19 protein-coding genes are annotated in these 22,336 nt (G+C 71.7%); 3 read left to right on the top strand and 16 right to left on the bottom strand.

What is annotated here, in order from left to right; genetic code table 11:
- Positions 1 to 54 precede the first annotated feature (54 nt).
- From QP090_RS33020 to QP090_RS33040, 5 genes are all read right to left on the bottom strand, one after another.
- Positions 55 to 2,820: a DEAD/DEAH box helicase gene (locus QP090_RS33020; protein WP_285943585.1), complete on the bottom strand. Its 2,766-nt coding sequence runs from the start codon at positions 2,818 to 2,820 to the stop codon at positions 55 to 57.
- 85 nt (positions 2,821 to 2,905) lie between these two features.
- On the bottom strand, positions 2,906 to 3,796 hold the full coding sequence (tatC, locus tag QP090_RS33025; RefSeq protein WP_285943586.1) for a twin-arginine translocase subunit TatC: 891 nt from the start codon (positions 3,794 to 3,796) through the stop codon (positions 2,906 to 2,908).
- 67 nt (positions 3,797 to 3,863) lie between these two features.
- Positions 3,864 to 4,253: a Sec-independent protein translocase subunit TatA gene (gene tatA / locus QP090_RS33030; protein WP_285943587.1), complete on the bottom strand. Its 390-nt coding sequence runs from the start codon at positions 4,251 to 4,253 to the stop codon at positions 3,864 to 3,866.
- A gap of 269 nt (positions 4,254 to 4,522) precedes the next feature.
- Positions 4,523 to 5,509, bottom strand: coding sequence for a helix-turn-helix transcriptional regulator (locus tag QP090_RS33035; protein ID WP_285943588.1), 987 nt, complete (start codon positions 5,507 to 5,509; stop codon positions 4,523 to 4,525).
- Positions 5,506 to 6,597: a helix-turn-helix transcriptional regulator gene (locus tag QP090_RS33040; protein ID WP_285943589.1), complete on the bottom strand. Its 1,092-nt coding sequence runs from the start codon at positions 6,595 to 6,597 to the stop codon at positions 5,506 to 5,508. Before QP090_RS33040 ends, QP090_RS33035 begins: the two co-directional genes overlap by 4 nt.
- A gap of 73 nt (positions 6,598 to 6,670) precedes the next feature.
- Here QP090_RS33040 and QP090_RS33045 point away from each other — a divergent pair, with 73 nt between their 5' ends.
- Positions 6,671 to 7,753, top strand: coding sequence for a DUF3866 family protein (locus QP090_RS33045; RefSeq protein WP_285943590.1), 1,083 nt, complete (start codon positions 6,671 to 6,673; stop codon positions 7,751 to 7,753).
- Positions 7,754 to 7,801: 48 nt separating this feature from the next.
- Here the strand turns inward: QP090_RS33045 and QP090_RS33050 are convergent, their stop codons facing one another.
- The 4 genes from QP090_RS33050 to prcB form a co-directional block, all read right to left on the bottom strand.
- Positions 7,802 to 8,776, bottom strand: coding sequence for an FKBP-type peptidyl-prolyl cis-trans isomerase (locus QP090_RS33050; RefSeq protein WP_285943591.1), 975 nt, complete (start codon positions 8,774 to 8,776; stop codon positions 7,802 to 7,804).
- Positions 8,777 to 8,973: 197 nt separating this feature from the next.
- On the bottom strand, positions 8,974 to 10,332 hold the full coding sequence (gene pafA / locus QP090_RS33055) for a Pup--protein ligase (RefSeq protein WP_285943592.1): 1,359 nt from the start codon (positions 10,330 to 10,332) through the stop codon (positions 8,974 to 8,976).
- 258 nt (positions 10,333 to 10,590) lie between these two features.
- Positions 10,591 to 11,331 carry a proteasome subunit alpha gene (gene prcA / locus QP090_RS33060; protein WP_285943844.1) on the bottom strand — a complete coding sequence of 247 codons (741 nt, stop codon included), beginning with the start codon at positions 11,329 to 11,331 and terminating at the stop codon, positions 10,591 to 10,593.
- 21 nt (positions 11,332 to 11,352) lie between these two features.
- Positions 11,353 to 12,198, bottom strand: a complete 846-nt coding sequence (gene prcB, locus QP090_RS33065; protein WP_285943593.1) for a proteasome subunit beta — start codon at positions 12,196 to 12,198, stop codon at positions 11,353 to 11,355.
- Between the two features lie 158 nt (positions 12,199 to 12,356).
- Here prcB and QP090_RS33070 point away from each other — a divergent pair, with 158 nt between their 5' ends.
- The gene (locus QP090_RS33070) at positions 12,357 to 12,833 is read left to right on the top strand and encodes a hypothetical protein (protein WP_285943594.1); all 477 of its coding nucleotides are present in this window, start codon (positions 12,357 to 12,359) and stop codon (positions 12,831 to 12,833) included.
- Here QP090_RS33070 and QP090_RS33075 read toward each other — a convergent pair.
- The 7 genes from QP090_RS33075 to QP090_RS33105 all read right to left on the bottom strand — a co-directional run bounded on the left by QP090_RS33075 (position 12,787) and on the right by QP090_RS33105 (position 21,106).
- Positions 12,787 to 13,323 carry an endonuclease VII domain-containing protein gene (locus tag QP090_RS33075; RefSeq protein WP_285943595.1) on the bottom strand — a complete coding sequence of 179 codons (537 nt, stop codon included), beginning with the start codon at positions 13,321 to 13,323 and terminating at the stop codon, positions 12,787 to 12,789. The two genes, QP090_RS33070 and QP090_RS33075, sit on opposite strands and share 47 nt — an antisense overlap.
- Before the next feature lie 164 nt (positions 13,324 to 13,487).
- Complete coding sequence (locus QP090_RS33080) at positions 13,488 to 13,697, bottom strand: ubiquitin-like protein Pup (protein ID WP_285943596.1); 210 nt, start codon at positions 13,695 to 13,697, stop codon at positions 13,488 to 13,490.
- A gap of 188 nt (positions 13,698 to 13,885) precedes the next feature.
- A complete protein-coding gene (dop, locus tag QP090_RS33085; RefSeq protein ID WP_285943597.1) occupies positions 13,886 to 15,403 on the bottom strand; it encodes a depupylase/deamidase Dop in 1,518 nt (505 codons plus the stop codon).
- A complete protein-coding gene (locus tag QP090_RS33090; protein WP_285943598.1) occupies positions 15,400 to 16,665 on the bottom strand; it encodes an acyltransferase family protein in 1,266 nt (421 codons plus the stop codon). Before QP090_RS33090 ends, dop begins: the two co-directional genes overlap by 4 nt.
- 153 nt (positions 16,666 to 16,818) lie before the next feature.
- Entirely contained in the window at positions 16,819 to 18,582 is a 1,764-nt protein-coding gene (gene arc, locus QP090_RS33095; protein ID WP_285943599.1) for a proteasome ATPase, read from the bottom strand.
- A gap of 324 nt (positions 18,583 to 18,906) precedes the next feature.
- Positions 18,907 to 19,869, bottom strand: coding sequence for a tRNA (adenine-N1)-methyltransferase (locus tag QP090_RS33100; protein ID WP_285943600.1), 963 nt, complete (start codon positions 19,867 to 19,869; stop codon positions 18,907 to 18,909).
- A gap of 31 nt (positions 19,870 to 19,900) precedes the next feature.
- Entirely contained in the window at positions 19,901 to 21,106 is a 1,206-nt protein-coding gene (locus tag QP090_RS33105; protein WP_285943601.1) for a site-2 protease family protein, read from the bottom strand.
- A 231-nt stretch (positions 21,107 to 21,337) separates the two neighbouring features.
- On the opposite strand from QP090_RS33105, the gene QP090_RS33110 reads away from it, so the two are divergent.
- Positions 21,338 to 22,255 (top strand): RecB family exonuclease, encoded by a 918-nt coding sequence (locus tag QP090_RS33110; protein ID WP_285943602.1) that lies wholly within the window; start codon positions 21,338 to 21,340, stop codon positions 22,253 to 22,255.
- Positions 22,256 to 22,336: the final 81 nt, after the last annotated feature.

A 22,336-nucleotide genomic window follows, 5' to 3' on the forward strand; every position in this document is an offset into this window, starting at 1 on the left:
CCTACCACGCCCGGGCTCCCGCCCCGGCCGCCGGGGTCCGCCGGCGGACCCCTCTCAGGCGACCGAGGAATAGGCGACGACGCCGCGGCGCATGGCGTCCATCGCCCGGCGGGCGGTCTTGCGGATGTGGCTGTTGGGCGGGGCGGCGTCGGCGACCTGGCCGAGCAGGTCGAGGAGCTGCTTGACGGCGCGGACGAAGTCGCCCGCGGTCATGTCGTTCTCCAGCAGCACCTCGTCGAGGTCATCGCCCTTGGCCCACCGGTAGGCGGTCCAGGCGAACCCGAGATCGGGCTCGCGCAGGAACGACACCCGGTTGTCGCGCTCGACCGCGTCGAGCTCGCCCCAGAGCCGCACCATCGCCGCCAGCGCGTCCTGCACGTTCCCGGTCGGGGTGCGCGGCGGCGCGGCCTCGTCGGACTGCCGCGACTCGTACACCAGCGCCGACACGCACGCGGCGAGCTCGGCGTGGTCGAGCCGCTCCCACAGCCCGTCGCGCAGGCTCTCGGCGGTGAGCAGGTCGAGCTCGTTGTAGATGCGGCCGAGCCGGCGGCCCTCGGCCGTGACCTCGCCGCCGGACAGGTAGCCGAGCTGCTCCAGGACGGCGCAGACCCGGTCGAAGGTGCGGGCGATCACCTGGGAGCGGCCCTCGACGCGGCGGCGGAGCTGCTCGGTCTCGCGCTCGAGGCGGAAGTACCGCTCGGCCCAGCGCGCGTGGTCCTCCCGCTTGTCGCAGCCGTGCACCGGGTGGCGGCGCAGTCCGGCGCGCAGGTCGGCGATCTCGCGGTCGTCGGCGGCCGGGACGTCCCGGCCGCGGCGCCCCTCCTTGGGGTCGTGCGGGACCTTGTTGCGCAGGGTCGAGGCCAGGTCGCGGCGGTCCTGCGGGTTGCGGGGGCTGAACGACTTGGGGATGCGGATCCGCTCGACCGGCTCGACCGCGCGCGGGAAGTCCAGGATCGACAGCCGCTGCACCGACCGGCTCACCGTCAGCACGAGCGGGGCGGGCCCGTCGGACCGGCGGCCGACCCCCGGGTCCAGCACCACCGCGAGGCCGGAACGGCGCCCGGACGGGACCAGGATGACGTCCCCGGGCCGCAGGTGCTCCAGCGACCTGGCCGCCTCGGCGCGGCGGGCCGAGGACCGCTCGCGGGACATCTCGGCCTCGCGGTCCGACAGCCTGCGGCGCAGCGCCGCGTACTCCATGAAGTCGCCCAGATGGCACTCGGCGGCCTCGGCGTACCCGGCGAGGGCCTCCTCGTTCTTGTGGACCTGCCGGGCCAGCCCGACCACGGCCCGGTCGGCCTGGAACTGCGCGAACGACTCCTCCAGCAGGGTGCGGGCGCGGTCGGCGCCGACCGCGCCGACCAGGTTGACCGCCATGTTGTAGGACGGCTGGAAGCTGGAGTTGAGCGGGTAGGTGCGGGTGCTGGCCAGGCCGCCGACCGAGCCGGGGTCGACCTTGGGGCCCCACACCACCACCGCGTGTCCCTCGACGTCGATGCCGCGGCGCCCGGCCCGCCCGGTGAGCTGGGTGTACTCGCCGGGGGTGAGCGCGACGTGGGCCTCGCCGTTCCACTTGTCGAGCTTCTCGATCACCACGGTGCGGGCGGGCATGTTGATGCCGAGGGCGAGGGTCTCGGTGGCGAACACCGCCTTGATCATCCCGCGGGTGAACAGCTCCTCGACGATCTCCTTGAAGGTGGGCAGCATCCCGGCGTGGTGCGCGGCCACGCCGCGCTCCAGCGCCGACACGAAGTCGGTGTAGCCGAGGATCCGCAGGTCCTCGCGGGAGATGTCGGCAGTGCGCAGGTCGGCGTGCGCGCGGATCTCCTCGGCCTCCTCCTTGGAGGTCAGCCGGGTGCCGGCGTGCAGGCACTGGAGGACGGCGGCGTCGCAGCCGGCCCGGCTGAAGATGAAGGTGATCGCGGGCAGCAGCCCGGCGCGGTCGAGGCGCTCGATCACGTCCGGGCGGGCCGGCGGGCGGTACCGCTCCGGGCGGGCCGCGCGGCGGTGGCCGGTGCGGCGGCCCTGGTTGACCTTGGCGCGGCGGACCTCGTCCACCGCCATCCGGGTGAGCTGCGGGTTCAGCCGGGCCTGCCGGTCGCGGCCCTTGCCGGTGTCGACGAACAGGTCGTACATCCGGGAGCCGACCAGCATGTGCTGGAACAGCGGCACCGGCCGGTGCTCGTCGACGATCACCGCGGTGTCGCCGCGCACCTCGTGCAGCCACTCGCCGAACTCCTCGGCGTTGCTGACGGTCGCCGACAGCGCCACGATCCGGACCGAGTCCGGCACGTGGATGATGACCTCCTCCCAGACCGCGCCGCGGAACCGGTCGGCGAGGTAGTGCACCTCGTCCATCACCACGAAGGCGAGCCCGGTGAGGGTCTGGGACCCGGCGTAGAGCATGTTGCGGAGCACCTCGGTCGTCATCACGACGATCGGGGCCTCCCCGTTGACGCTGTTGTCGCCGGTGAGCAGGCCGACCTTCTCGGGCCCGTAGCGGCGCACCAGGTCGGCGTACTTCTGGTTGGACAGCGCCTTGATCGGCGTGGTGTAGAAGCACTTGCCGCCGCCGGTCAGCGCCAGGTGGACGGCGAACTCGCCCACCACGGTCTTGCCGGACCCGGTGGGCGCCGCGACCAGCACGCCGCTGCCGTCCTCCAAGGCCTGGCACGCCTCGATCTGGAAGGCGTCCAGATCGAAGTCGTACAGGGTCTTGAAGTCGAGCAGGGCGGGGCCGGACCCGGCGGTGCGCCTGCGGTACGCGGAGTACCGCTGCGCCGGGGAGTCTTCGGCCGACAACGCGTCGGGGGTGGTCATAGGTTCGAGCCTACGGTTCGGACCGGCCCGATTCCCAATTCGGGACCGGGTTCACCGGACAAATCCACCGAACGACGTTCGGTGATCACCCATGCCGGTCGCCCTTCTCCAGCTCGGCGTCGCCCTTGGCCAGCTCGGCGTCGATCTTCTCCAGGTCGAGCGGCGACGCCTCGTCGTCGGACAGCCCGTCGTCGGCGTCGCCGCGCAGCGCCCTGCGCCGGTCGGTGAAGAAGGCCAGCACCGCCGCCACCTCGAACAGCACCAGGGTCGGCAGCGCCAGGGCGAGCATGGTGAACGGATCGCCGCTCGGCGTCGCCACCGCGGCGAACAGGAAGATCCCGAAGACCGCGAGCCGCTGCGACTTCTTGATCATCTGGAAGCTCAGCACGCCGGCCAGGTTCAGCACCACCACGAACAGCGGCAGCTCGAACGTCATGCCGAACACCAGCAGCATGGCGAGCACGTAGCCGAGGTAGTGGTCGACCGCGATCAGCGCGGTGACGTCCTTGATCGCGAAGCCGCCGAGGAACAGCTTGAGGCCCTTGTCGACGGTCAGGTAGGCCAGCGCCGTACCGACCAGGAACAGCGGCACGGCCGCGCCGATGAACACGTAGCTCCAGCGCCGCTCGCGCCGGTACAGCCCCGGCGCGACGAAGGCCCAGAGCTGGTAGAGCCACACCGGCGACGACACGACCAGGCCGACGATCGCGGAGATCTTCAGCTTGAGGAAGAACTGCTGGAAGATCGTGTTGACGACCAGCGTGCACTTGTTCGGGTCAAGCTGGTGCGACTGCGGCAGGGAGCAGTAGGGCTCCTTGAGGAAGTCCCAGATCGGCTGGAAGAAGATCCAGCCGATGACCATCCCGACGAGCAGGGCGAGGATGGCCTTGACCAGCCGGTTGCGCAGCTCACGGAGGTGGTCCATGAGGGGCATCCGGCCCTCGGGGTCGACGGCCTTCGATCTCAACAGCGTCATCGTGCCGCATTCGGGCTAGGGTGCCGCGCTGGCATGCGGGCACAGATCGGCTCGGGCGAGGGGAGGCTCAGGGCTTGCGGACCTGGCTCGGGTCCGAGACCGGCACGCCCTGGATCGGCTCGCCGGAGGCGAGCGCGCCCTGCCGGCGCGGCCCCTGCTCGGCCACCGCGGCCTCGCGCTCGAGCCGGGCCGCCTCCTCGCGCAGCCGGGCGGCGCGCTCGCGCGCGTCGGCCTCCTGCTGCGGGACGGGCTGCGCCGCGGCGGCCGGCTCCGGCGCGGCGGCGGGCTTGGCGGCGGTCTCGCCCTCGTCGTCGTCGCGCAGGCCCTTGGTCTCGGCCTTGAGGATCCGCGCCGACTTGCCCAGCGACCGCGCCAGCTGAGGAAGCTTGGTCGAGCCGAACAGCAAGAGGACGACGGCCAGAATGATCAGGATTTCGCCTGTCCCAAAGTTACCCATGTCCATCCTCTTCAGCAGTGGTTCTCATGACGATCGTACGCCGTCACCGGAGCCGTATGGCGTGCGCGCGTCCTCGAGATCCCGGAGTTCATCGCGCAGAGCCGACTGTTTCGGGGCCAGCCGCGCCCTGGTCCGCTCCAATTCACGCCCGAGGCCCCGCACCGCCAGGTAGACCCTGAACGAGCAGTACCCGAGCACGGCCAGACCGACGAACCCCAAGACCACCGACACCGGAACCCACGCCACGTCCGCCACCGTAGCGGACCCGGTCACGCCATGCCGTACCGGGCGAGCGCCCGGACGGCGTCGTCGCGGACCCCGGCGGCCAGCCACGCGGGCGCGACCACCCGTCCCTGATCGCCCAGCCGCAGCGCCAGTCCCCGCACCCACCGGGTGTCGGGCGTGCGCAGCACCACGCGCAACCGCCCCTCGCCGACCTCCTCGACGCTCTCGCACGGGTAGTAGTCGGCCACCCACCGGCCGCGCGGGGTCAGCTCGAAGGTGACCTTCTCGTCGCCCGGGGACGGCCGGAACAGCCCCGCGTCCACGTCGATCGGCTCGGCCCCGTCGGGCACCTCGGCGGGCACGTCCAGCACGGCCAGCGCGGTGATCCGGTCGAGGCGGAACAGCCGCACCGCCTCGGCTCGGCGGCACCAGCCCTCCAGGTACCCGTTGCCCTCGACCATCAGCAGCCGCATCGGGTCGACGTCGCGCTCGGTGTTCTCGTCACGGGCCGGCACGTAGTACGCCAGGTGGACGCGGCGGCCCGCGCCGATCGCGTGCCGCAGCCGGCCCAGGGTCTCGCCGCCGGCGTCGACCTCCACCGCCACCTTGCTGCTGACCTCGGCGGCGGCGCCGGCCGCCGTCTCCAGCTTGGCGATCACCCGGCTGAGCGCGTCGCGGTCCTGGAGGCCGGGGATGCCCGCGAGCATCCGCAGCGCCACCAGCAGCGCGCTGGCCTCGTCGACCTTCAGCCGCAGCGGCCGGGCGATCGACTCGGCCTCGGTGACGATGATCTCGCCGCCCTCGTAGGACAGGTCGATCGGGCAGTACGGGTCGGGCGCGCGCAGCTCGACGCACCACAGCAGGTTGAGATCGTCGATGAGCTGCTTCTGGCTCACCCCGAACGCCGCCGCGGCCTGGTCGAGCGCCACCGAGTCGCGGCTGACCACGTACGGCACCAGGGCCAGCAGCCGGCCGAGCCGGCCGGTGGAGGTCGTCGCGGCGGCCTTGCCGCCGCCCGTCGCGCCGCTCATCGGCCACCCGCCCCCATGCCCGTGCCCGTGCCGGCCGCCCCGGCCGCCCCGGCCGCCCCGGCCGGGACCGTGTCCGTGTCCCTGTCCGTGTCCGCATTCGTATCCGCGTCCGCGTCCGCCGGGACATCGCTCACCGACAGCACCGCTTTGAGCTGCTGGATGACCGCCTCGCGCAGGTCGGGCGGATCAAGGACCACCACGTCGTCGGCGAACCGCGCCAAATACGGCGCGAACCGGTCGACGTCGCGGAACGTCAGCGTGGCCTCGTCCCAGCCGCCGCCCAGGTCGCGCACGTCCCTGGCCCAGCGGCGCGGGCCCTGCGCCGCGCCCGCGCGCAGCCGCACCGTCGCCGGACGCGGCTCGGCGACCCGGTCGCCCCGGTCGAAGGCGATCCGGCGCACGTCGACACCGTCGGGCACGGTCACCGTGCCGGGACGGCCGTCCACCGCGACCGCGCCGGTGATGCGGCTGAGCCTGAACACCCGCGTCTCGTCGCGGTCGCGGTCGTGGCCGACCACGTACCAGCGGCCCCGGCGGCTGACCACGCCCCACGGCTCGAGATGGCGGCGCGAGACCGACGTCCGGCCGATGCCCTGGTAGTCGAACGCGACCGGACGGCCGTCGCGGACCGCCTCCCACAGCGCCGGGAACGAGGGATCGGCGGTGTTGACCCGCGGCTCGATGCCGAGCGTGGTCGTCGCGTCGGTCTCCACCCCGGCGGCGCGCAGCTTCAGCAGCGCCCCCGATGCGGCCTCGGCCATGGTGGCGCGCTGCCAGACCCGCGCGGCCAGCCCCAGCACGGCGGCCTCGTCGGGGCTCAGATGGATGTCGGGGAGCTCGTAGGCCTGCGGCGGGATCCGGTAGCCGATCTCGTCGCCGCCCCCGCCGTCCTGGTCGCTGCCGACCTCCAGCGGGACACCCAGCTCGCGCAGCTCCTCCTTGTCGCGTTCGAACATCCGCTTGAACGCATCGTCGGACTCGGGATAGCCGGGCACGGCCCGGCGGATCTGCTCGGCGGTCAGATAACGCCGGGTGGCGAGCAGGCAGACCACCAGATTGAGCAGGCGCTCGGTCTTGCGCCGCGACACTTCGCCACCACCTCTTCGTCGGGTGAGCCTGATCTTCCCCGGTACTCCCGTTGAGGACGCTACCGTTTCCCGTGTGATCCGATGGCGTAAAGGCACGGTTGAAGGCATCCGCCGGGAATGGCCCGGAGCGGTCGAGCTGAACGTCTCGATCGGGGACGACGGCACGCACCGCGCACTGGCCTACCCCGAGTTGGTGGGGCGGCCCGAGCCGGGCGACACCGTCCTGCTCAACACTACGGCCTTGGCGATGGGGCTGGGGACCGGCGGCTACGCGATGGTCGTCGCGATCCCCGACCGGCTGCCCCCCGACCCGTCCGGCCCCGGCCACCTGGTCAAGGCCCGCTACACCCCGCTCCAGGCCACCGTCCTCGGCGCCGACGAGCAGGACTCCCCCCACCACGCGCTGCTGCGCGAAGCCGACTCCCTGGACGGGACGCCGGTGATCGTCGCCGACCTGCACTCGGCGCTGCCGCCGATCCTGGCCGGGCTGCTGGCCGCCCGGCCCGGCACCCGGGCGGTGTACGTGATGCCGGACGGCGGCGCGCTGCCCGCCTGGTTCTCCATGTCGATCGCCCGGCTCAGGGACGCGGGCGCGCTGGCCGCCACCGTCACCACCGGGCAGGCGTTCGGCGGCGACCTGGAGGCCGTCACCGTCCACACCGGGCTGCTGGCCGCCCGGCTCGTCCTGGACGCCGAGGTGATCGTCCTGGCGCAGGGCCCCGGCAACCTCGGCACCGGCACCCGCTGGGGGTTCTCCGGGGTCTCGGCGGGCGAGGCCGTCAACGCGGCGTCGGTGCTGTCGGGCCGCCCGGTCGGATCGCTGCGGGTCAGCGAGGGCGACGCCCGCGAGCGGCACCTCGGCGTCTCGCACCACAGCCTCACCGCCTACGGGCGCGTCGCCCTGGCCCGCGCCGAGATCCCCGTGCCCGAGCTCGGCGGCCCGTTCGGCGCCCGGGTCGCCGCCGAGGCCGCCCCGCTCGGCGACCGGCACGACCTGGTGCCGGTCCCGGTCGACGGCCTGCACGACGTCCTGCGCTCCGCCGAGCAGGACTGGGGGGTGCGGCTGTCCACGATGGGCCGCCGCCTGGACCAGGACCTGGCCTACTTCCTCACCGCCGCCGCCGCCGGACGCCACGCCGCCGCCCTGCTCCCCTGACCTTCCCCCGCCGGCCGGACGCACCGGAGGGTTCGGCCGGTAGGGGCGCTAGGAGCAGCCGGCCTCGACCGGCGCGGCGTCGCCCGAGGACTTCCCGTGCGCGCCGAGGACGTCGACCACGAACACCAGCGTGTCGCTCCCCTTGATCCCGGCCTGCGCGAGCCCCTTGGCCCCGTACCCGAGCGCCGGCGGCACCACCACCAGCACCCGGCTGCCGACCTTCTGCCCGATCAGCGCCTGGTCCCAGCCCTTCATCACCTGGCCGGTGCCGATCGTGGCGGCCGACGCGCGCCCGTCCGCCCAGGACGAGTCGAACACCTTCCCGTCCCGCCAGAACACGCCCTCGTACTGCAGCGCCAGGAGCTGCCCCTTGCCGACCCGCGGCCCGCCGCCCTCGATCAGGGTGCAGGCCCGCAGGGCCTTCGGCGCCGCCGCCCGCGGCACGGTGATCGCCGGAGCCCCGCCCGCCGCCGCCGGCGCCACCCGCGGCAGCCCCGCGCCGGACGGCGCCCGCATCGCGCCCTTCGCCGCCGCCGTCCGCGGATAGACCGCCCGCACGTCGAGCACGTACACCAGCGTGTCGTCGGCGCCCACCTGGTGCACCGAGTCGCCCTTGTCGCCGTAGCCGTCCTCGGGCGGAATCTTGGCCACCACCCGCGAGCCCGGCCGCGCCCCGGTCAGCGCCCGGTCCAGCCCCGGCACCAGCAGGCCCGTCGGGAACGCCCCGGGCCGCCCCCCGGCGAAGCTGCTGGCCAGCAGCTTCCTGCCGTCCTTGCTCCACCGGTAGCCGACGTAGTCGGCCACGACGAGGTCGCCCTTGCGCGCCTCGGCCCCCTGGCCGTCCTCCAGGGTCCGCACCGCCAGCCCCTCGGCCGGGTCGCCCTTGGGGAAGGACACCTCCGGACGCTGCCCGTAGTCCCCCTTCACCTTCACCATGACGTCCCCGGCGCCGGAACACGCGGTCAGCAGAAGCGGCGCGGCCAGGACGGCTGCCGCGGGCAAGGCGGTGAGACGACGGCGCATGCGGGGTCCTTCTGGGGCTCGTGGGGCCGTTACTGGCCGCTCACCCTACCCCCAGCCGACCGCCCGACACGGGACCGTCCGCAGGCCACGCCGGACGCCCGCGGCCCGCCCCCGACACGCCTGGCCCGCCGGACGCGTGTGAGCCCGGACGCGCGGGCCCGCCGCCGGACGAACCGGAGGCGGGCCCGCGGCACCGGCTACATGCCGGCGATGAGCTTGTCGACCCGCTCGTCCACCGAACGGAACGGGTCCTTGCACAGCACCGTGCGCTGCGCCTGGTCGTTCAGCTTCAGGTGCACCCAGTCGACGGTGAAGTCGCGGCGCTTCTCCTGCGCCTTCCTGATGAACTCGCCGCGCAGCCGCGCCCGGGTGGTCTGCGGCGGCACCGACTTGGCCTCGAAGATGTCCAGATCGCGCGCCACCCGCTCCACCGACCCCCGCTTCTCGAGCAGGTAGTACAGCCCGCGGTCGCGATGCACGTCGTGGTAGGCCAGATCGAGCTGGGCCACCCGCGGCGACGACAGCGGCAGATCGTACTTGCGCCGGTACCGCTCGATGAGCTGGTACTTGGTCACCCAGTCGATCTCCCGCGCCACCAGGCCGAGGTCACCGGTCTCCACCGCCCGCAGCGTCCGCTCCCACAGGTCGAGCACCCGCTTGGCGGTCTCGTCGCCGCCGTGGGTGTCCACGAAGTCCTTGGCCTTGCCGAAGTACTCCCGCTGGATCTCCAGCGAGCTCGCCTCGCGGCCGTTGGCCAGCCGCACCTTCCGGCGGCCCGTCATGTCGTGGCTGACCTCCCGGATCGCCCGGATCGGGTTCTCCAGCGTCAGGTCCCGCATCACCACGCCGGCCTCGATCATCCGCAGCACCAGGTCAGTCGCGCCGACCTTCAGCAGCATCGTGGCCTCGCTCATGTTGGAGTCGCCCACGATGACGTGCAGCCTGCGGAACCGCTCGGCGTCGGCGTGCGGCTCGTCCCGCGTGTTGATGATCGGCCGGGACCGCGTCGTCGCCGACGACACGCCCTCCCAGATGTGCTCGGCCCGCTGCGACACGCAGTAGACCGCGCCCCGCGGCGTCTGGAGCACCTTGCCCGCACCGCAGATGATCTGGCGGGTCACCAGGTACGGGATCAGCACGTCGGCCAGCCGGCCGAACTCGCCGTGCCGCCCCACCAGATAGTTCTCGTGACAGCCGTAGGAGTTCCCGGCCGAGTCGGTGTTGTTCTTGAACAGGTAGATGTCGCCGGCGATGCCCTCCTCGCGAAGCCGCCGCTCGGCGTCGACCAGCAGCCCCTCCAGGATCCGCTCGCCGGCCTTGTCGTGCGTCACCAGGTCGACGACGCTGTCGCACTCCGGCGTGGCGTACTCGGGGTGGCTGCCCACGTCCAGGTAGAGCCGCGCGCCGTTGCGGAGGAACACGTTGCTGCTGCGGCCCCACGACACCACCCTGCGGAACAGATAGCGGGCCACCTCATCAGGTGACAGCCGCCGCTGGCCGCGGAAGGTGCAGGTGACCCCGTACTCGTTCTCAAGCCCGAAGATGCGCCTGTCCACACCCCGACCCTATGCGTCCGGACCCCGACTTGGCAGTCTCTGGTGCCCTGGGTTTCCCAGGGACGCCCGGGCCGCCGGCCGCACCACCGCCCGACCCGGTGCCTTTACGTTGTAGATCAGCACCCGGAACGGAAAGAACCCGCCGCGACCGGACGGCCGAAGCCGAACGTCCACGACGGGTCCCCGTCCACTCCTCACCGGGCCACCGCCACCGGACCCGCGCGAGCGGATCCCCACCACCGGCCCGGACCGGCAGGATCAGTCGCCCGAGGACTCCTCCTCGGCACCGGCGGCCGGACCGTCCCCGCCCGCCTCCGCCGACTCGCGCAACAACTCCTCGATCCGCGCCGCCGGCAGCCGCTTGAACAGCCGGTGCTCGCGGTCGCGGTCCAGCACCGCGACCTCCAGCGCCTTCGCCTCCAGCCGCCGCTCCGAGTCCTGCGCCTCCAGCGACTCCACCGCCGCCCGCAGCGCCTCGGTCAGCGACATGCCCTCGCGGTAGCGGTCCTTCAGCGACTGCGCCACCGCGTCCGCCTGCCCGCCCATCGCCACATAGCCGTGCTCATCGGCCACCGAGCCGTCGAACGTCAACCGGTAGATCTGGTCGGCCGCCGGCTCCTCCCCCACCTCCGCGACCACCAGCTCCACCTCGTAGGGCTTGTTGGTCTCGGTGAAGATCGTCCCCAGCGACTGCGCGTACACGTTCGCCAGCCCCCGCGCCGTCACGTCGCGGCGGTCGTACTGGTACCCGTTGATGTCGGCGTACCGCACCCCGCCCAGGCGCAGGTTCTCGAACTCGTTGTACTTGCCGACCGCCGCGAACGCGATCCGGTCGTAGATCTCACTGATCTTGTGCAGCGCCCGCGACGGATTGTCCGCCACGAACAGGATCCCGCCGTCGTACTGGAGCACGACCACGCTGCGGCCCCGCGCGATGCCTTTGCGCGCGTAGTCGGCCTTGTCCTTCATCTGCTGTTCGGGCGACACGTAGAACGGCATGGACACCGGTCTGGATCCCTTCTATCGCAGCGGGGCGGTCGGCCCGCCCGGCGAGTCGTAACGTCCGTCGACGACGGTCTGCGCCAGCGCGCCCACCTCGTCCTCGCCCAGCCGGCGATACCCCTCCGAGGTCACCGCCGCCACCACCGGGAAGATCCGGCGCGTCATGTCCGGGCCGCCGGTCGCCGAGTCGTCGTCGGCCGCGTCGTACAGCGCCTGCACGCACGCCAGCGCCGCGTGCTCCGCCGACAGGTCCGCCCGGAACAGCTTCTTCAGGGAGCCCCGCGCGAACACCGACCCCGAGCCGATCGAGTAGAAGTCGCGCTCCTCGTACCGGCCGCCCGCCGGATCGTAGGAGAAGATCCTCCCCCCGTCCCGCTCCTCGTCGTATCCGGCGAACAACGGCACCACCGCCAGGCCCTGCATCGCCATGGCCAGGTTCCCCCTGACCATCGACGCCAGCCGGTTCGCCTTGCCCTCCACCGACAGCGTCCGGCCCTCGCGCTTCTCGTAGTGCTCCAGCTCCACCTGGTACAGCCGCACCATCTCGATGCCGAGCCCCGCCGTCCCCGCGACCGCGATCGCGGAGAACTCGTCGGCCCGGAACACCTTCTCGATGTCGCGCTGCGCGATCACGTTGCCGGCGGTCGCCCGCCGGTCGCCCGCCATCACCACCCCACCCGGGAAGGTCACCGCGACGATCGTCGTGCCATGCGGGATCTCGTCCCCCACCGCGGACGCCGGCGGCGTCCGCCGGCCGGGCAGCAGCTCCGGAGAGTAACCCCCCAGGAACTCCGTGAACGAGGACGTATCCGGGCTCCCGAACAACCCCGGCAGACGTCCGGTGTGCGAATCGTGGGACGCCACGCGACTCCTTCCCTCCACCATTGCGCCGGCCTCCCCTGCGAGCACACCGGCGCGGACGAACTAGACCCTACTGTTCAACGGGCATCCAGCGCATGCCGCGAGATCCCTACCGCAGTCCGCCCACGGCGAACCCTCCGCGCCCCGACTACCACGAGCCCGTGGTGATGGGACCCCGGCCGACCGCGACGCCGCTCCACCCCGCCGCCACCGTCGGACACCCCGTCGGCGCCGCCGTCCGCTACCGCCTCCGCTCCACCCTCACCGAGGCCACGCAGGCGCCGCCCCACGGCGACCAGGGCGTCGAACGCGAATGGCGGGCACGCTGCCCCGCGCACCTCGGCGCCGCGCTCTTCTCCGACTCCGCACCCGGCGAACGCCTCCAGTTCGCCTTCTACGACCTCGCCGACGCGCTCGTCCCGGACGGTTCCGGCGCCGAACCCCGGCACGCCGCCACCGCCCTGCTCACCGCCGGCATGGCCGCCCACCGCCCCGACCTCGAACCCCCGGTCGCCGCCTGGCTCGACCCCGAGCTCCGCACCCTGCTCACCGACGTGGTCAACGACCCCGGACCCGGTCGGCCCTGTGCGCCTACCGGATCGCGACCATGCTCAAAGGCACAGGCGTCCACCGCCTGACCACCTCCGCCCCCACGACGCACAGTGTCCGCTGATAGACGCCGGGTACCACTTCCATATGCGGGGACCTCCGGACGGCCGCGTCCTCCTGAGGGCTCACGTACTCGATCGCCCGGCTCATCCGCTCCGGGTCATCGTCCAGTTGTCCGAGGGCGACATTGCACTTGAAGCACAGGACCCCGCGCACCTCGCCCGTTTTGTGATCGTGGTCCACATGAACCGCGGCGGACCTGCGGCGGATGCGGCACAACCCGCCCTGGGCGGCCAGCATCCCGTCGAGTTCGCCGCGAGTGAGGCCGTGGGTCTTCTTGAGATGGTGATCGGCGTTCCGGAGGGCCTTGCACGCCTTGCAGTAGGAATTGAGCCCGTCTCTCGCGGAGCGGTTCGCGCTCCATTCACCGAAGGGCTTGACGACCTCGCAGCCGGGGCACCACTTGCAGCCCTCCGGCACCTCCGCCCGCTCCCGCACTACGCGCCCCTCGCGCGCCATCCGGTCGCGATGACCCTGGCTGCCCCGACACCTAAAACAGATCTTGCAATAAAGGCCAGGCCATCCGGCCTGCTCCTGTTACGCCCGAATTCAGTGGGCGTCTTCAGTTCACCGCAGTCCGGGCACCTTTTGCCGGGACCATTGACCGAACTGGACATTCCAGATCATTGTCCACCTTTTTGGACATATGATCTCACGAACTCCTCGGCGTTCTCCTCGAGGACTTCGTCGATTTCGTCGAGAATGGCGTCGACGTCGTCGGTCAGTTTCTCGTTGCGCTCTTGGGTCTCGTCGGCGGTCGAGGTCTCGGTCTCCTCGACCTCCTCGGTGCGGCGGGTGTTCTGCTTTTGGCCGCCCGTGTCCTTCGTGGCCATCCCGTTCCTCCACTCTGCCGGTGCCCCCAACCCTATCCCCGATCACCGGCGGTCAGCGGACTTCGCGATCCGTTTCACCTGGGCGGGCACGGGGGGCCTGGTGGGTTTATCGCCCGTCCGTGAACCCCTGAAACGGGCATAGCGGTCACGAATGAGCGGCGGGCGCAGGGGCGCGGGGCGCGCCCGGGTCAGCTCTGGCCGGTGAGGGTGGTGACGAGGTCGGCGGCGGTGCGGCAGCGGTCCAGGAGGGCGCCCACGTGCTCCCTGGTACCCCGCAGGGGCTCCAGGGTGGGGACGCGCTGGAGGGACTCGCGACCGGGGACGTCGAAGATGACCGAGTCCCAAGATGCGGCGGCGACCGAATCGGCGTACTGGCTGAGGCAGCGTCCGCGGAAGTAGGCGCGGGTGTCCTCGGGCGGGTCCTCGACGGCGGCGCCGACCTCGGCCTCGGTGACGACGCGGTCGATCCGGCCGCGGGCGACGAGGCGGTTGTACAGGCCCTTGTCGGGGCGGATGTCGGTGTACTGGAGGTCGACCAACTGGAGCCGGGGATGGGACCAGTCGAGGCCGTCGCGGTCGCGGTAGCCCTCGAGCAGGGACAGCTTGGCGGCCCAGTCGAGCTCGCGGGAGAGCTGCATGGGGTCGTCGCCGAGGCGGTGCAGCACCGACTCCCAGCGGTCCAGGACGTCCTTGGTCATCTCGTCGACGCCGGCGCCGTACCGGTCCTCGACGTACTTGCGGCACTGCTCGAGGTACTCCATCTGGAGCTGGACGGCGGTCATCTTGCGGCCGTCGCGCAGGGTGAGCAGGTGCTTGCAGGACGGGTCGTGCGAGACCGCGCGCAGGGCCGCGACGGGCATGTCGACCGACAGGTCGACGGTGAGGAAGCCGTCCTCGATCATGGCCAGGACGAGCGCGGTGGTGCCGAGCTTGAGGTAGGTGGAGACCTCGCTCATGTTGGCGTCGCCGATGATGACGTGCAGCCGCCGGTACTTCTCGGGGTCGGCGTGCGGCTCGTCGCGGGTGTTGATGATGGGGCGCTTGAGCGTGGTCTCCAGGCCGACCTCGACCTCGAAGAAGTCGGCGCGCTGGCTGATCTGGAAGCCGTCGCCGCGGCCGTCGACGCCGATCCCGACCCGGCCCGCCCCGCAGACGACCTGGCGGGAGACGAAGAACGGGGTGAGGTGCCGGACGATGTCGGCGAAGGGCGTCTCGCGCTTCATGAGGTAGTTCTCATGGCAGCCGTACGAGGCGCCCTTGTTGTCGGTGTTGTTCTTGTAGAGCTGGATGGGGTGGGTGCCGGGCACCATCGCGGCGCGGCGGGCGGCGTCGGCCATGACGCGCTCGCCGGCCTTGTCCCAGACCACCGCGTCGCGGGGGTTGGTGCACTCGGGCGCGGAGTACTCGGGGTGGGCGTGGTCGACGTACAGGCGCGCGCCGTTGGTGAGGATGACGTTGGCGAGGCCGAGGTCCTCGTCGGTGAGCTGGGTCGGGTCGGCGACCTCGCGGGCGAGGTCGAACCCGCGGGCGTCCCGGAGCGGGTTCTCCTCCTCGAAGTCCCAGCGGGCTCGTCTCGCCCGTGCCGCCGACGCCGCGAGGTAGGCGTTGACGACCTGTGAGGAGGTCATCATCGCGTTGGCCCCTGGCTGACCGGGTACGGAGATGCCGTACTCGGTCTCGATGCCCATCACCCGCCGAACACTCATATCGACGAGCCTATCGGGGCCGAGGGGGTGGAGCCATGGGCCTCCTCTTCGTGGTGCGGGGGTGTCGGCCCGGCGGGGGCGATCGCCCGCGTGTCGTTCGCGTGCGGCGCGGGGGCCGCCGGTTCGTCCGCCGGGACGTCCGGGGTACGCGCGCGTTTGCCGCGGTGGCGGCCGGTGTCGGCCGCGCTGAGGCGCTGGAAGGAGTCCTTGAGGCGCGGTTTGAGCAGTTTGACGAGGGGGTCCTCGACGAGCTTGTTGATGAGGTAGGCGGCCACCAGAACGATCGCGGTGATGGCGGCGAGGGCGGCCCAGTAGGGCAGCGCGGGGTGCAGGAGGCGGGCGAGGGCCGGGCCGAGCTCGTAGTGAATGAGGTAGGTCGGGTAGGTGAGCGCGCCGAGGGTGGCGAAGTGCTTCCAACGCAGCTTGCTGAGCTTGCCGGTGGCGACCAGGGCCATCAGCCCGAAGAGCGCGGTGGTGATGACGGCGATGGCGGGCCAGGCGTCGGAGGGCGCGAGGCTGTAGGGCTCGCCGGTGGCGGCCGGCAGGGCGTAGCGCATCGAGGTGGCCCAGGAGAAGGCGGCGAAGCCCCAGAGGAGCCAGCTCGAGCCGAAGCGGTGGATCAGGTAGAACGCCATGCCCGCGATGAAGTAGGGGGCGAACTCGGGGATGAGCAGGCCCTCCAGGACGCCGTTGCCGGTCTCCTTGGCGAAGACGGCGAGCACGGTCCAGGTGGACATGAAGGTGATGCACCGGCTGTAGGTGACGCCGGTGAGCACCAGGACGGCGATGAGGGCGTAGAAGTGCATCTCGGTCCAGAGCGTCCAGTAGACGCCGCTGACGTTCTGGATGCCCATGCCCTGCTGGAACATGGTGAGGTTGGGGATCAGCGCCTCGGGACGGCCCCGGCCGAGGCCGGTGGTGAGGTAGATCGCTCCAATGAGCAGGACGCTGAACCAGTAGGCGGGGTAGAGCCGGATGATCCGGGAGACGGTGAAGTCGGCCATCGTCCGTCCCCACGTGCTCATCAGGATGACGAAGCCGCTGATGAGGAAGAACAGTTCGACGCCGAGGTAGCCGAACTGGGTCAGGGTGGAGACGGGGTCGAACAGCTCACGGGCCTTCTCGCCCTTCCAGGGGCCGCCGAGGGAGCCGGTGTAGTGGTACATCAGCACGGCAAGGGCGGCGAGGAAGCGCAGCAGGTCGACTTCCCTCAGGCGGACCCGTGGCGCCGGAGGGAGTGCGGTGGGGGTTTCGGGAGGCATCGGCATCGATGCTAGAGGACGTAATGACCGTCTCTGACCCATTCGCTCAAGAGGAATGATCTTTGCCGGAGCTGGTGCCGCACGTGATGGGCGGTGCGGCGCGGCGGCCACCGGGGGGCAGCCGCCGCGCCGTTACCGACGGTATCAGGCGGGTTACAGGTACTGGCCGGTGTTGGCGACGGTGTCGATGGAGCGGCCGGCCTCGGTGCCCTGCTTGCCCGAGACGAGCGTGCGAATGTAGACGATCCGCTCGCCCTTCTTGCCGGAGATGCGGGCCCAGTCGTCGGGGTTGGTGGTGTTGGGCAGGTCTTCGTTCTCGCTGAACTCGTCGACGCAGGCGGCCAGCAGGTGGGTGACCCGCAGGCCCTTCTGGCCGGTGTCGAGGAACTGCTTGATGGCCATCTTCTTGGCCCGGTCGACGATGTTCTGGATCATCGCCCCGGAGTTGAAGTCCTTGAAGTACAGGACCTCCTTGTCACCGTTGGCGTAGGTGACCTCCAGGAAGCGGTTCTCCTCGGTCTCGGTGTACATCCGCTCGACGACCCGCTGGATCATCGCGTCGACGGTGGCCTCATCGGAGCTGCCGTGCTCCTTGAGGTCGTCGGGGTGCAGCGGGAGGCCGGTGAGGATGTACTTGGAGAAGATGTCCTTGGCGGCCTCGGCGTCGGGACGCTCGATCTTGATCTTCACGTCCAGCCGGCCGGGGCGCAGGATCGCCGGGTCGATCATGTCCTCGCGGTTGGAGGCGCCGATGACGATGACGTTCTCCAGCCCCTCGACACCGTCGATCTCGCTCAGCAGCTGCGGCACGATCGTGTTCTCCACGTCGGAGGAGACTCCCGATCCGCGGGTGCGGAAGATGGAGTCCATCTCGTCGAAGAACACGATCACCGGGGTGCCGGCCGAGGCCTTCTCCCGGGCCCGCTGGAAGACCAGGCGGATGTGCCGCTCGGTCTCGCCGACGTACTTGTTGAGGAGCTCGGGGCCCTTGATGTTGAGGAAGAAGCTCTTGCCCTCGGTGCCGGTCTGCTCGGCGACCTTCTTGGCCAGCGAGTTGGCGACGGCCTTGGCGATGAGCGTCTTGCCGCAGCCGGGCGGCCCGTACAGCAGCACCCCCTTGGGGGGACGGAGCTGGTGCTCGCGGAACAGGTCCGCGTGCAGGTAGGGCAGTTCGACGGCGTCGCGGATCATCTCGATCTGCGATCCCAGCCCGCCGATCTCGTTGTAGGAGATGTCCGGGACCTCTTCGAGGACGAGCTCTTCGACCTCGGCCTTGTGGATCTTCTCGTACGCGTATCCGGACCTCGGTTCGAGCATCAGCGAGTCGCCCGCCCGGAGGGGGACGCCGCGCAGCGGCTCGGCCAGCTTGATCACGCGTTCCTCGTCGGCGTGCGCGATCACCAAGGCCCGCTCACCGTCGTCGAAGAGCTCCTTGAGCATGACGACCTCGCCCTGCTCCTCGAACTCCAGGGCCTCGACGACGTTCAGTGCCTCGTTGAGCATGACCTCTTGGCCACGCTGTAGTTCGTCCACGTCGACGGCTGGGCTGACGTTCACCCGCAGCTTGCGGCCACCGGTGAAGATGTCGACCGTCCCATCGCCGGTGGTCTCCAGGAAGACCCCGAACCCGGACGGTGGTTGCGCCAGCCTGTCGACCTCCTCTTTGAGCGCCACGATCTGTTCACGAGCCTCTTTGAGGGTCGCTACGAGACGCTCGTTCTGACCCGTTACCGCGGCCAGGTTGGCCTGTACCTCATGGAGACGTTCTTCCAGAACACGTGCTTGGCGCGGGGATTCCGCGAGCTTCCGGCGCAACACGGAGATCTCCTCCTCCAAGAAGGACATCTGCGTTTGAAGGTCACTGACCTCCTTGTCGTGCTGCACCCTGCGCGCCCCAGCATCGTCACGAGCGGCCACGCCCCGTCACCTCCTCACGAAGAGAGCCGACGACCTACTGAGACCCTACCTATCTGGAGGGCTTCCGTAACCTGCCCAATCGGTACTCGTGTCGTGGCGGAGGGCCCGCCGGGACCCCGGACGGCCCGGTCCGGGGGTGTGGCGGGCACCGATGCGGTTCCGGAAGGCGGCGAAAAAACCGGATTCGGGGGTGGTCCGGCGACGGCCCGCCGATTCCCGCGCGAGGACCGGGGTGCGGGAGCACCAGCAGGCGTCCTGTGAATTCCGTGTTACGGGATGACCGGCGGTGACGGATGCCTGCCGCCGGCCCTCCGCAAACGTGATCTAGGACTCAGCGGCGGCGGTGTCGCCGTCCGCCGGAGCGGTCCCGGCGGCCGCGGCCGCGGCCTCGGCCTCGGCGGCGGCCTTGGCCGGACGGCGGCGGCGCACGGGCGGGGTGACGCCGTCGGCGAGCCGCCTGGCGGTGACCAGGAACCCGGTGTGCCCCACCATCCGGTGGTCGGGCCGGACCGCCAGGCCCTCGACGTGCCAGGACCGCAGCATCGTCTCGAAGGCGTACGGCTCGGCGAACGCGCCGTGGGCGCGCAGCTCCTCGACCACACGGGACATCTGGGTGGTGGTGGCGACGTAGGCGCAGACCATGCCGCCGGGGATGACGGCCTTGGCGACGGCGTCGACGCACTCCCAGGGGGCGAGCATGTCGAGGACGACCCGGTCGACCTCGGTCTCGGCGAGGGAGTCCTCCAGGGCGCCGACGGTGAGGCGCCAGGAGGGGTGCGGGCCGCCGAAGAAGCGCTCGACGTTGGCGCGGGCGACCTCGGCGAACTCGGGGCGGCGCTCGTAGGAGGACAGGACGCCGCGTTCGCCGACGGCGCGGAGCAGGAAGCAGCTCAGCGCGCCGGAGCCGGCGCCGGCCTCGATCACGCGGGCGCCCGGGAAGATGTCGGCCATCGCGACGATCTGGGCGGCGTCCTTGGGGTAGACGACCGCGGCGCCGCGCGGCATCCGGACGGCGAAGTCGGCGAGGAGGGGGCGGAAGGCGAGGTAGTCGGTGCCGCCGCTGGAGCGGAACACCGAGCCCTCGGGGCTGCCGATGATCTCGTCGTGCGGGATGGAGCCCTTGTGGGAGTGGTAGTCCTTGCCGGGCTGGAGGGTGACGGTGTTGATCCGGCCCTTGGGGTCGGTGAGCTGAACCTGGTCTCCGGGCCGGAACGGGCCGTGCGGGATGCGGCCGGTGGAGGGTGCGGGCTCGGGCCGCGCGGGGCCGGTCGGCGTGGGTTCGCTCATGACGGTCAAGGCTAGCGGGGGTTTGGGGCGTTCAGACCCCGGCGAAGGCCCGGTCGACGTCGCCGGCGGCGAGGACGCCGTAGACGCGGCCGTCGGGTTCGACCAGGAGGTACTCCGAGGCGGGGGCGCGGCGGAGCGCGTCGATCAGTTCCTCGCCGGCCAGGTCGGCGGGCAGGGTGAGGGTGGTCTCGAGGCCGCGGGACAGGTCGCCGACCGGGATCCAGGGGCGGCGGTGCTCGGGGGTGGAGGTGACGGACTTCTCGCTGACCAGGCCGAGGGGGCGGCCGTCGTGGTCGATGATGACGATGGCGCCGGCGTGCTGCTCGTGGGTGCGGCGCAGCGCCTCGGCGAGGGGGACGTCGGCGGTGACCTGGGCGGCGCGGCGGGCGAGGCGGCGGGCCTGGAGGAGGGGGATGCGGTCGCGGACCCGCTCGGCGCGGATGGCCTGGGTGGCGCCCACCCAGATGAAGGAGGCGACGAGCGCGGACCACAGCAGCGCGAGCCAGCCGATGCCGCCGCCGGTGCCGTCCTCGGTGCGGTCGGTGGCCAGGAACGCGCCGGCGACCAGGCACAGGACGGCGACGCCGCGGCCGACCCAGCCGGCGAAGATGGCGCCGTTGCGGCTGTGGCCGGTGGCCTTCCAGACCGCGGCCCGGACGAGGCGTCCGCCGTCGAGGGGGAGGCCGGGCAGCAGGTTGAAGACGCCGACCAGGAGGTTGGCGAAGGTGAGGGCGTCGACGAGCAGGAGCGCGACGTCGGGCATCGGGACGATCATGTGCGCCAGCAGGCCGAATCCCGCGAGGACGAGGTTCACCAGGGGGCCGGCGAAGGCGATGAGGAATTCGCGGCCGGGGGTGGGGGCCTCGCGTTCGATGGAGGTCTCGCCGCCGAGGATGTGCAGGGTCACCGACCGTACGGGCAGGCCGAGGACGCGGGCGGTGACGGCGTGGCTGAGCTCGTGGACGAACACCGATCCGTAGAGCAGGACGGCGTAGGCGAAGGCGACCAGGTAGCTCGCGGGGCGGGAGATGACGCCGTTGACCTGGCCTTCGAACATGATGGTGACGAGGACGGCGACCACGAACCAGCTCGGCGAGACGAACACCGGGACGCCGAACGGGCGGCCCATGTAGAGCCCGGGGCGTCCGCCGCGGCGGGGGCGGCCGGGAGGGCCGCCGGAGGTTCCGGGGTCGCCGGCGGGCGTCTCGCCCTGGGGCGGGGGTGCGCTGTCTGTCACGTCCCCGATGCTACGGCCCCGTGGCGGCGGATCGGCTGGCCGCGGCGTCCGGACGGTTTCCGAAGTGGCCCGGGAGGGGGGCCGGGAGGGCCTGACGGGCCCGCTGACGTGATCTTGGGGCGGACGGCGGGCACGGGGGCCCGCGGGGCGGAGCGGGGCCCGGCGGGGCGCTGGGCTCGGCGGACGGCGGGGTGCGGGTTTTCGTCGGGGGTGTCGCCTACGCTGCTGGCCATGACGACCACCGAGGCCGACGGCGAAGCGGTCACGCGGACCAGCGGTGGGCGGCCGGCGGCGGCCGGCTCCCTGTCCCCCTCCCGCGCGGGCGACTTCATGACGTGTCCGCTGCTCTACCGGTTCCGGGTGATCGACAAGATCCCCGAGCGGCCGAGCCCGGCGGCGGCGCGCGGCACGCTGGTGCACGCGGTGCTGGAGCGGCTGTACGACCTGCCGACGGGCGGGCGGACGGTCCCGGCGGCGCTGGAGCTGCTCGGCCCTCAGTGGGAGCGGCTGCTGGCGGCCGAGCCCGGGCTGGCGGCGCTGTTCGAGGACGGCGAAGCTGGCCGGGCCGAGCGCGACGGCTGGCTGGACGAGGCGCGGCAGATGGTGGAGCGCTACTTCACGCTGGAGGACCCGACCCGGCTGGAGCCCGCCGAGCGCGAGCTGTTCGTGGAGACGGTGCTGGAGTCGGGGCTGCGGCTGCGCGGCTACATCGACCGGGTGGACGTCGCGCCGAGCGGTGACGTGCGGATCGTCGACTACAAGACGGGCAGGGCGCCGCGGGCCGACTTCGAGGCGCGGGCGCTGTTCCAGATGAAGTTCTACGCGCTGGTGCTGTGGCGGTCGCAGGGCCGGGTGCCGCGGCTGCTCCAGCTGATGTACCTCGGCAACGGGGAGATCCTCCGGTACGAGCCTGACGAGGCCGATCTGCGGGCGACCGAGCGCAAGGTCGAGGCGCTGTGGCAGGCGATCCGGCGGGCGATGGACACCGGCGAGTGGCGGCCCCGCACCAGCCGGCTGTGCGACTGGTGCGACCACAAGGAGCGGTGTCCCGAGTTCGGCGGCACCCTTCCGCCGCTGCCGTCGTCGCCGGTCGACCGGCCGTCGCCCGCCGACCTGGAGACGGCGGCGCGCGAGCGCGATGATCTGTAGGGCGGTCCGGAGGGGCGTCGCGGGTCCTCCTTGGGGATGACGCCGGATCGGCGTTCAGGAGGGCTCGCGACCTGGCACGAC

Origin of the sequence: Actinomadura xylanilytica (genome assembly GCF_030283145.1) — a bacterium.
Lineage (GTDB): Bacteria > Actinomycetota > Actinomycetes > Streptosporangiales > Streptosporangiaceae > Spirillospora > Spirillospora xylanilytica.

Coding starts and splice junctions, on each gene's coding strand:
- QP090_RS33020 (WP_285943585.1), bottom strand. CDS start 2,820: ATGACCACCCCCGACGCGTTGTCGGCCGAAGACTCCCCGGCGCAGCGG.
- QP090_RS33080 (WP_285943596.1), bottom strand. CDS start 13,697: ATGGCCACGAAGGACACGGGCGGCCAAAAGCAGAACACCCGCCGCACC.
- QP090_RS33110 (WP_285943602.1), top strand. CDS start 21,338: ATGACGACCACCGAGGCCGACGGCGAAGCGGTCACGCGGACCAGCGGT.
- QP090_RS33100 (WP_285943600.1), bottom strand. CDS start 19,869: ATGAGCGAACCCACGCCGACCGGCCCCGCGCGGCCCGAGCCCGCACCC.
- dop (WP_285943597.1), bottom strand. CDS start 15,403: ATGAGTGTTCGGCGGGTGATGGGCATCGAGACCGAGTACGGCATCTCC.
- QP090_RS33050 (WP_285943591.1), bottom strand. CDS start 8,776: ATGCGCCGTCGTCTCACCGCCTTGCCCGCGGCAGCCGTCCTGGCCGCG.
- tatC (WP_285943586.1), bottom strand. CDS start 3,796: ATGACGCTGTTGAGATCGAAGGCCGTCGACCCCGAGGGCCGGATGCCC.
- QP090_RS33035 (WP_285943588.1), bottom strand. CDS start 5,509: ATGAGCGGCGCGACGGGCGGCGGCAAGGCCGCCGCGACGACCTCCACC.
- QP090_RS33090 (WP_285943598.1), bottom strand. CDS start 16,665: ATGCCTCCCGAAACCCCCACCGCACTCCCTCCGGCGCCACGGGTCCGC.
- QP090_RS33075 (WP_285943595.1), bottom strand. CDS start 13,323: ATGGCGCGCGAGGGGCGCGTAGTGCGGGAGCGGGCGGAGGTGCCGGAG.
- prcA (WP_285943844.1), bottom strand. CDS start 11,331: ATGCCGTTCTACGTGTCGCCCGAACAGCAGATGAAGGACAAGGCCGAC.
- tatA (WP_285943587.1), bottom strand. CDS start 4,253: ATGGGTAACTTTGGGACAGGCGAAATCCTGATCATTCTGGCCGTCGTC.